Annotated in this window: 5 protein-coding genes; 4 read left to right on the top strand and 1 reads right to left on the bottom strand. The window is 72.4% G+C overall.

What is annotated here, in order from left to right:
* Nucleotides 1–51 precede the first annotated feature (51 nt).
* Nucleotides 52–504, top strand: a complete 453-nt coding sequence (locus ACTIGN_RS13820) for a YaiI/YqxD family protein (RefSeq protein ID WP_439624732.1) — start codon at nt 52–54, stop codon at nt 502–504.
* A gap of 172 nt (nt 505–676) precedes the next feature.
* On the opposite strand, the gene ACTIGN_RS13825 is transcribed toward ACTIGN_RS13820, so the two are convergent.
* Nucleotides 677–2,794 (bottom strand): helicase-associated domain-containing protein, encoded by a 2,118-nt coding sequence (locus tag ACTIGN_RS13825; protein WP_439624734.1) that lies wholly within the window; start codon nt 2,792–2,794, stop codon nt 677–679.
* A 567-nt stretch (nt 2,795–3,361) separates the two neighbouring features.
* Between ACTIGN_RS13825 and ACTIGN_RS13830 the strand changes: the two genes are divergently transcribed.
* The 3 genes from ACTIGN_RS13830 (at nt 3,362) to ACTIGN_RS13840 (ending at nt 8,379) form a co-directional block, all read left to right on the top strand.
* Nucleotides 3,362–3,724, top strand: coding sequence for a nuclear transport factor 2 family protein (locus ACTIGN_RS13830; RefSeq protein ID WP_439624736.1), 363 nt, complete (start codon nt 3,362–3,364; stop codon nt 3,722–3,724).
* 473 nt (nt 3,725–4,197) lie between these two features.
* Nucleotides 4,198–7,299 carry a c-type cytochrome gene (locus tag ACTIGN_RS13835; protein ID WP_439624738.1) on the top strand — a complete coding sequence of 1,034 codons (3,102 nt, stop codon included), beginning with the start codon at nt 4,198–4,200 and terminating at the stop codon, nt 7,297–7,299.
* A gap of 138 nt (nt 7,300–7,437) precedes the next feature.
* Nucleotides 7,438–8,379 carry a site-2 protease family protein gene (locus tag ACTIGN_RS13840; protein WP_439624740.1) on the top strand — a complete coding sequence of 314 codons (942 nt, stop codon included), beginning with the start codon at nt 7,438–7,440 and terminating at the stop codon, nt 8,377–8,379.
* The last annotated feature ends 332 nt before the right edge of the window (nt 8,380–8,711 follow it).

Raw genomic sequence — 8,711 nt, forward strand, 5'->3', positions numbered from 1 at the left:
GTGAGTCGCCCACCCTGAAAGACACCGACGTTGTCCGCCCCCGGGGCTCCCATGCTCGTGATCTACATCGACGCCGACGCGTGCCCGGTCAAGGACGAGGTCTACCGGGTCGCGGCACGGTACGGCCTGAAGGTGGTCGTGGTCGCGAACGCGCACCAGCGGGTGCCGACCAGCCCGCTCGTCGAGTTGGTCGTGCGGCCCGGGTTCGGCGCGGCCGACGACTGGATCGCCGGCGTCGCCGGGCCGGGGGACATCACGATCACCGCCGACGTGCCGCTCGCGGCGCGGGTCGTCGCAACCGGGGGCGTGGCGCTCGACGCGAAGGGGCGGCTGTTCGACGCCGCGTCGGTCGGCGAGGCCCTGGCGGTCCGCGACCTGCTCGAGGACCTGCGGCAGTCCGGCACCGCGACCGGCGGCCCGGCCCCGATGACGCCCCGGGACCGCTCGCGGTTCCTCTCGAAGCTCGACGAGACGATCAACGCCGTCCGCCGCTCGCAGGGGTGATGGCGTGTGGTGCGGCGCGGGCGGTAGGGTGCGTCGAGCCGCGCTTCGCGGCGAGCCGCACCGTGGGGCACGAGCGTATCTCTGATTTCTTTCGAGCCGCGGGGTTTATCCCCGTGGTCTTCTGCGCGTCCAGGCACCACGGGGACAAGCCCCGTGGCTCGAAAGGCGGGGCTCACCCCGGCAGGGTCACGCCGATCCCGGCCAGCACCGTTTGCAGCGCGGCGAGGTTCTCCTCGTCCACCACCACGGTCGTCGGCCCGAGGCGCTCGGCGACCAGCGGCCGCGTCTCGGGCCACTGCATCACGCCGTCGGCCACGTCCGTCGAGGGGAACCGCACCACTAACAGCCGCTCGGCCGTCGGGGGCGGCACCTGCGGCCCGAGCAGGAACAGCCGGCCGGCCGACGACAGCGGGTGCCCGGTGCGGTCGATGAACCACCCGTCGATGTCCGCCAGGGGGTTGTTCTGCGCCGTCTTCCGGAGCAACTCCGGGACGAGCCGGAACCGCCGCGGGGCGTTCGGCTCGACCGGCAGCGGCACCGCGAACCGGCCCAACTCGACGTCGAGCAGCAGGTCGGCGATGGCCGCGTCCACGGTCAGCGTGACCCCGTCGTCGGCGACCGTCACGCACCGCTGCGGCTTCGACTCGTAGTCGCGGTTGGCGATGAGCCGCAGTTGCGCCAGCGCCGGCTCGGTCCCGTCGGCGGTGATGCCGATGCGGTCCGTCAGGCGGATGGCGACGATCCCGCGGTTCACGGCCGCGTCGAGTTCGGCCGGCGTGGTGAACTCGACCAGCACGGCCGACGCGAACACGGTGATCCGCTCCCGCTTGCTGGCCCACCGGTGGAGCAGGTCGGCGACCGCGGCCGGCACCGGGCGGCTGGAGTGCCGCGTCAGCGCCTGGACGATCATCGGGAGCGTCATCCCCGATTCGAGCCCGCGGTACGTCTGCTCCGGGGTGAGTTCGAGGGTGCAGGCCGGGCCGAGGCCGTTCCACTTCGCGATCCGCGACAGCGTGCCGACGAGCGCCGGCGTGAGCCCCTGGCGGTACGCGAGGATCTCGGCGTTGGGCTGCACCAGGAGCGTCTGCTGGAACGCCGGCGGGGCCGGCGGCTCCCTGTCGCCGGTGAGCAGGTGCCGGCCCAGCGGCGACAGCCGGAACAGGTCGCCGGCGAACTCGACGAGTTGCAGCGGGAACGCGACGCCGACGAGGTAGGCGTGGACCCACGCGGCCCCCTTGTCCTTCGCGGAGTCGGGCGGGATCAGCGCGGCCCACGACGGGTGGTTCGTCCACAGCCACTCGGCGATCGCGGCCCCCGGCACCCACGGCGCGTCGGGGGCGACCTGCGCCCGCTTCGCCAGCAGCAGCAGGGTGAGGAGCCCGGCGGTCGGGGCGGGCGACAGCGCGGCGTCGTACACCGTGTACCCGGCGAGCGGGTCCCACGCCTCGACGCGGAGCAGGGCCGGGAACAGGTCCGCGAGCGTGGCGGCGAGCGTGCCGTCCCAGGTCGCGGGGAACGCGACCGCCTTCAGCTCGCCGGCGTCGTCGGCCAGCAGCCCGGCGGCGACCGCCCACAGCAGTGAGAGGACGCCCGCGTCGGCGACGTGGACCGGCACGTCGGCGCTCGGGGCCGCGAGCATCTCGTCGGCCTGGAGCCGGGTCAGGTCCTTCTTGAACAGCGTGTTCGCCTGCGTGAACCGGACCGGGCCGGCGAGCACCTGCTGCCACACGGCTGCGAGCCGCAGCACCCAGTCGAGCCCGTCGGCGGTGCGCACCTGGCCCGGGGGCTCGTGGGCCGCGTCGCCCAGGTCCGGCAGCCCGAGGTCCTCGGCCCGTGCCCGCGACGACACGGCCGGGTGCGCGAACACCTCCGCCGACATCCCCCCGCCCGTGGCGAGCCACGCGGCGAAGTCGGCGAGCGGCGGGTGGCCGGGCGGCAGTTCGGGGAACAGGAGCCCGGCCCCGAGCGCGTCGGCGACCGGGGCGAACCCCTCGTGGTGCCCGACCGCCGAGAGCAGCGTGATGAGGTGCCCGACCTTCCACCGGTGCTGCCGGCTCAGGCCGACGAGCGCGAACAGCTTGCGGGCCGGCTCGGGCAGGTCGCGGAGCCGGCGGTCGATGACCGGCGGGTTGGCGAACACGCCCACCGACTTCTCGATGAGCTCGTCGGCCGGCTGGTTCACCCGCGGCTTGACGAGCCTCGCGGCGACGGCGCGCAGCAGCGGCTCGGAGTAGGCGGTCAGTGCGTCGCGGCACCGGGCGGACCAGTGTTCGTCGGGGGTCACAGGCATCCGGGTGTTGTATGGCGAACCCGGACCGTCAGCGACGGGGCCGCCGCTTTGGGGCACGCCCGACGCGCACTTCCGACCTGTTCCCGGTCACGCGGCGCTCGGGTCGCGTCTCCCTCTCACCCGCACCGGAGAGCGCCCGTTGACCCGCCGGACAAGCGGCCACCCGACCGCCCGGCACCGCACCGCGACCCGCACCGCCCAAGCACTGGTCGGCCACGCCGGCGTCGAGGCGACCATGATCGCCAGCCGTGCCCTGATCCGCGGCGGGCGGGGCGTCACCAGCCCACCGGCCCGGCTCCGAGCGTCCCCCGTGTTGGGCAGACCGTGTTGGGCAGACCGAGCTGGTCTGCCTAACACGGGGGAACGGACGCCGCCAGAACCGCGAACCTGCTTGTCACTCCGCACATTGCGAGTTACCCTGGCGGACGTCCAACCGTGCTGGGCAGCCCGCAAAGGCGGAGTTGCCTGATTACAAGTTCGGCGGCGGAGAGTCCCGAGCCGCGGTAGTCACCTGGTGCAATGGACCGCCTGCGACTCGGCGTCCGTTCAACTACAGGAGCCGCAGAGATGACGGAGAGTAACAAGGCGGTGCTCGAAGCCGCGAATGCGGCCGTTACGCGCGGCGACTACGAGGGGTTTCTGTCGTTCTGCACGGACGACACGCTCTGGGTGTTCGTCGGGGACCAGACCCTTCGGGGGAAAGAGGCCGTCCGCCAATGGATGGCCGTGTCGTACCGTCAAGGGCCGCCAAAGTTGACGGTCGACCACATGATCGCGGAGGGCGACTACGTCACCGCCGTCGGCGGGGTGACCACGAGGGACGCGGGCGGAACGGCCACGCACTACTCGTACTGCGACGTGTGGCGCTTCCGGGGCAGCAAATTGGCCGAGCTCCGGGCGTTCGTCGTGGAGACCAAGGCGCGGGGGTAGGTCCGGGACGCAGGTGCGGTTGTTGTCGCGCCGCGAGGCACGCCGAACCGCTCTCATGGCCAACCGACTTGAATGAAAACGAAGATCCCGGGTCGGGCTGAACACCCGTCCGTCGCGACGCCTGTTGGAGCCCGACACTCGCTCGTTTACCACGAACTCCGGTCGCTCACGCTCCCGGCTCGCCGGCGTGTTGGCGCTGGAGAATTGCCGCTGCCCGCTCCGTGGCGGCTTGCAGCTCGTCGCGAATGAGTGCGTCTTGCGCGTGATGCGCGTCCCGGCGAGATGTCCCTGTAGGTTTGGGCGAGCGGGGGACGTGAGTCCCCCGGTAGAACCGCGATTCTCATGCACCGGGGGACTCACGTCCCCCGCTCGCCCAAATCCACACGCACGCCCTTTCCGCTTGCCGGGGGCGTCGCGGTCGGGATAATCACTTTGTTCCACCTGCCCTCCGCACGAACCCACCCCGCACGCCAATGCGATACCACTCCCCCGTTGCCGGCCTCGCGGTGCTCGTCCTCGCGACCGCCGCCCACGCCGTCGAGCCGTCCGACCTCAAGCCCGGTCTCGTCGCCGCGTTCACCGAGCCTCACAAGGGGCCGCCGCCGCCACCCGTCCTGCGGCTCGAACCGACGGTCGCGCTCGCCCTCAAGGCCGGCGAGACCCCGCACCCGAAGCTCGCCGGCGTGCGGGCCGCCGCGTGGAAGGGGTACGTCAACGTCACCCGCCCCGGGAAGTACACGTTCTCCGCGAACGTGCAGAACGGCACGCTCCGCGTGAAGCTCGGGGGCAAGGAGGTGCTCGTCGCAACGGGCGCGGCCGAAGCGTCCGAGGTGAAGGGCGACGAGCTGCAACTCGACGGCGGGGTGCAGCCGTTCGAGGCGACGTTCGGCACGACCGGCGCGCCGTGCCGGGCCGAACTGTTCTGGGTCGGGCCGGGGTTCGTCAAGGAGCCGCTCCCGCACCAGTTCCTCGGCCACGTCGCCAAGGAGCGGTCGCCGGAGTTCTCGCAGGCGTTCGCCGAAGAGCAGGGCCGGTTCAAGTTCGAGGAACTCGCGTGCATCAAGTGCCACCGCCCGGCGGCCGGCGACGCGATGGCCAAGACGCTCGCGGACCGCACCGGCCCGAACCTCGCCGACCTCGGCAAGCGGGTGTACGCCGGGTGGCTCGACGCGTGGCTCGCCGACCCGTCGAAGGTGCGTCCTCACACCACCATGCCGAAGATGTTCGCCGACGACGAGAAGGGCAAGGCCGAGCGGTACGCCGTCGGGCAGTACCTCCTCGCGACCGCGAGCACCCCGCTCGTGCCGCAAAAGGCCGCGCTCAACCCGCCGGGCGACGTGAAGCAGAGCTTCGACCGCGGCAAGGCGCTGTACACCGTCGCCGGGTGCGCCGCGTGCCACCAGGAGCCGAAGCCGGCCGCCAAGAACGTCGAGGACGACCGCGAGCCGCTCGCGGCCGAGGAACAGGTGTTCGGCCCGGTCACCAAGTACGCGCTCGGCGCGATCGGCAGCAAGACCCGGTTCGAGCCGCTCGCCGCGTACCTCCAGAACCCGCTCAAGACGAACCCGCACGGCCGCATGCCGCACATGAACCTGACCGACAAGGAAGCGGCCGACGTCGCGCGCTACCTGTGCCGCGTCACCGACGACGCGATCGCCGCCGACGCGCCGCCGGTCCCGAAGCTCAAGCCGGCCGAGGTGCTCGCGGGCGCCGCGGGCGTCGACCTCGACAAGCCGCTCGACCTCGACAAGGTCCCGGCCGGCAAGCAGTGGGCCGCCGTCGGCTCGCGGCTGTTCGAAACAAAGGGCTGCGTGAACTGCCACTCGATGGACGCCGGCAACAAGCCCGGCGCGCCGCACGCCTTCGCCCCGCTGGAGAAGATCAAGGCCGCCGGTGCGACCGGGTGCATCGCCCCGAAGCCGGACGCCGCGAAGGTGCCGGTGTACAAGCTCGACGCCTCCGATGCGGCCGCACTCGCCACGTTCCTGAAGAGTGGCCTGACCGGGGCCGGCACCGCCGCGCCCGCGTACTCGGCCCGCGTCGCCATCAAGCGGTTCAACTGCCTCAACTGCCACACCCGCGACGGCGAGGGCGGCATCCCGGTCGACCTCGCCACCGAGGCGAAGTTCTTCGAGAAGGTCGAGAACGTGGACGACGTGCGGCCGCCGACGCTCACCGGCGTCGGGCACAAGACGCGGACGTCGTGGCTCAAGTCGGTGCTGACGGCGAGCGGCCGGGCGCGGCCGTGGATGGGCCTGCGCATGCCGCAGTACGGCGAGCAGAACGTCGGGTTCCTGCCCGAGGCGCTCGCGGCACTGGAAGGGACCGCGACCGACGATACGATCCGCAAGGCGGAGATCGCCGCGCAGAAGATCACGCTCGGCCGGCAGATCGTCGGCAAGGCCGGGCTCGGGTGCATCTCGTGCCACGACATCGGCGGCGTTCCGAACACCGGCACCCGCGGCCCGGACCTCTCGACCATCAACCAGCGGGTGCGGTACGAGTGGTACGAGCGGTGGCTGCACCAGCCGCTCCGCATGGCCCCCGGCACCCGCATGCCGCAGGCGTTCGTCGACGGCAAGTCCACGCTCTCGACCGTGCTCAACGGCGACCCGAAGGGCCAGGCCGAGGCGATGTGGACGTACCTGTCGCTCGGGCCGGGCCTGCCGCTGCCGGAGGGGATGGAGCCGCCGAAGGGGCTCACCGTTCTCGTGAAGGACCGGCCCGAGGTACTGCGGACGTTCATGACCGAGGCCGGGAGCAAGGCGATCGCGGTCGGCTACCCCGGCGGGGTGAACCTCGCGTTCTCGGCCGACCAGTGCCGGATCGCGTACTCGTGGGCCGGGAACTTCATTGACGCCACGCCGGTGTGGAACAACCGGGGCGGCGCGCCGGCGAAGCTCCTCGGGCCGAAGTTCTGGTCGGCCCCGGCCGGGCACCCGTGGGGGCTGACCGCGAGCCCGAGCCAGCCGCCCGACTTCGCGGCGCGTGCGACGAACCCGGCGTTCGGCCTCCCGCTGCCGCTCGAACCGGCCCGCATCTACGACGGCCCGATGGCGGTGCGGTTCGACGGGTACGCGCTCGACAAGGACGGCCGCCCGACGTTCCGCTACCGGCTCTCCGAGACGCCCGGCGAGGGCACGCTGACCGTGGCCGAAACGCCCGTGCCGATGCGGGGGTCGGTGGCGACTGGGTTCGTGCGGAAGTTCGCGGTCGAGACGCCGGCGAACGTCACCCCGTGGCTGCTGGCGGGCCAGTCGGTGAAGGAGCCGCGGGTGGTGTCGGCGAGCGGCGAGAAGCTGGGCACGCTCGACCTGAAGGCCGCCGAGCCGACCGTTCCGGCCGCCGGCGCCCGGGTGGTGCTGCCCCAGGACGGCGACAAGGCCGTGGTGCTGGAGGCGATCGACGCGCCGGCCGGTGCCGCGTGGCGGTTCGTGCCGAAGCCGGGCGGCGGGTGGTCCGCGGTGCTCCGGCTGCCCGCAACGAAGGAGCCGTGGAAGGGCGCGTTCGACCTCGCCACGTGGGCCGTCCCCAGGGACGACGACGCGCTGCTGAAGGACCTCTCGACGAAGTGACGTCAAGCGAACCTGACGGAGTCGCACGTGCTACCCGTGCCCCCGCGTCCCGAACCTGGCACGCCGGCTTCGTCCGTGCCGGTTCCGCCCGTGCCGGAACCCGAACCGGCGGCGGCCCCGGCCGCACCGGGCCCGGTGATGTTGGAGCCCTTCGTCGCGGAGGCGGGCGGCGGGCTCCGCCTATTCCGGGTCGCCGGAGTGGACGTCCACGTTCACTTCACCTGGTTCATCGCTGCGTTGTTCGTGCTCCACGACGGCCCGTCGGGGTACTCGTCGCTCGCGTGGCCCGTCGCCGCGTACCTGACCGGGTTCGCGATCATCTTGCTCCACGAGTTCGGGCACGTCTTCGCCTGCCGGTGGGTGGGCGGGACGGCCGACCGGGTGATCCTCTGGCCGCTCGGCGGGCTCGCGGTCGTGTCCCCGCCGCCGCGGCCTGGCGCCCAGGCCGTGATGACCCTCGCCGGGCCGCTGGTGAACCTGATCCTGGCCCCGGTGCTGATCGCGCTCGCGTTCGCTCTCGCCCCGGCCACCGACGACGCCCCACGGACGGACGAGGAGATGTTCGTCACCTCGCTGGCGTGGTTCAACCTCATCGTCCTCGTGTTCAACCTCCTACCCCTGTTCCCCCTGGACGGCGGGCGACTCCTCCACGCGCTGCTGTGGCGGTGGCTCGGTCGCTCGACGGGCCTCGCGGTCGCCGCGGGGGTGGGGGTTCTCGGGGGGGCCTGTCTCTGCGCACTGGCGCTGGGCACCGGGGAGTGGTGGCTCGCCCTGATGGCCGCGTTCCTGACTCTGGCGGCCTTCAGCGGCGTCCGGCTCTCGAGCCAGTACGCGCGAATGGAGCGTGCGGAGCGCCGGGCCGGGTGGGCGTGCCCGAACTGCGGTGCGGCCCCGCCGGTCGGCGAGTTCTGGCGGTGCGGGCGGTGCTTCGGCCAGTTCGACCTGTTCCGCCCCGACGCGTGCGCCAAGGGCGGCGACCACGCCCCGCTGCAGTCGTGTCCGGAGTGCCACTACAAGTTCGCGTCGGCCCGCTGGGTGCAACCGCCGGACTCATCACCACACGCCCCTGGGTCGGCGTGACCGCGCAGCGGGTGGGGGCACCGAAGTCGAGACATGCGTGCCGCCCCGTCGAGATTGGCGAACCGTGCCCGTAGCAGAACAGAGGCACCGCGGTTCGTGCTGCCGTGTCGTGGGGCCGACGCTTCGGGCGCGGCACCCCCTTACCCGCCGCGAAGCGCGGCGACCTCTCCCCCGAGACCGGGGGCTCAGGAAGTGCGGAGTTCGGAACGCGGAGTGCGGAGTTCGAACACCGGGCTTTCATTCCGCACTCTCCACTCCGCGTTCCGCACTCGCCGATGCCCCCGGTCTCGGGGGAGAGGTCGCGACGAGGCTTTGCGAGTCGCGGGTGAGGG

This window comes from Gemmata sp., assembly GCF_051859125.1.
GTDB lineage: Bacteria > Planctomycetota > Planctomycetia > Gemmatales > Gemmataceae > Gemmata.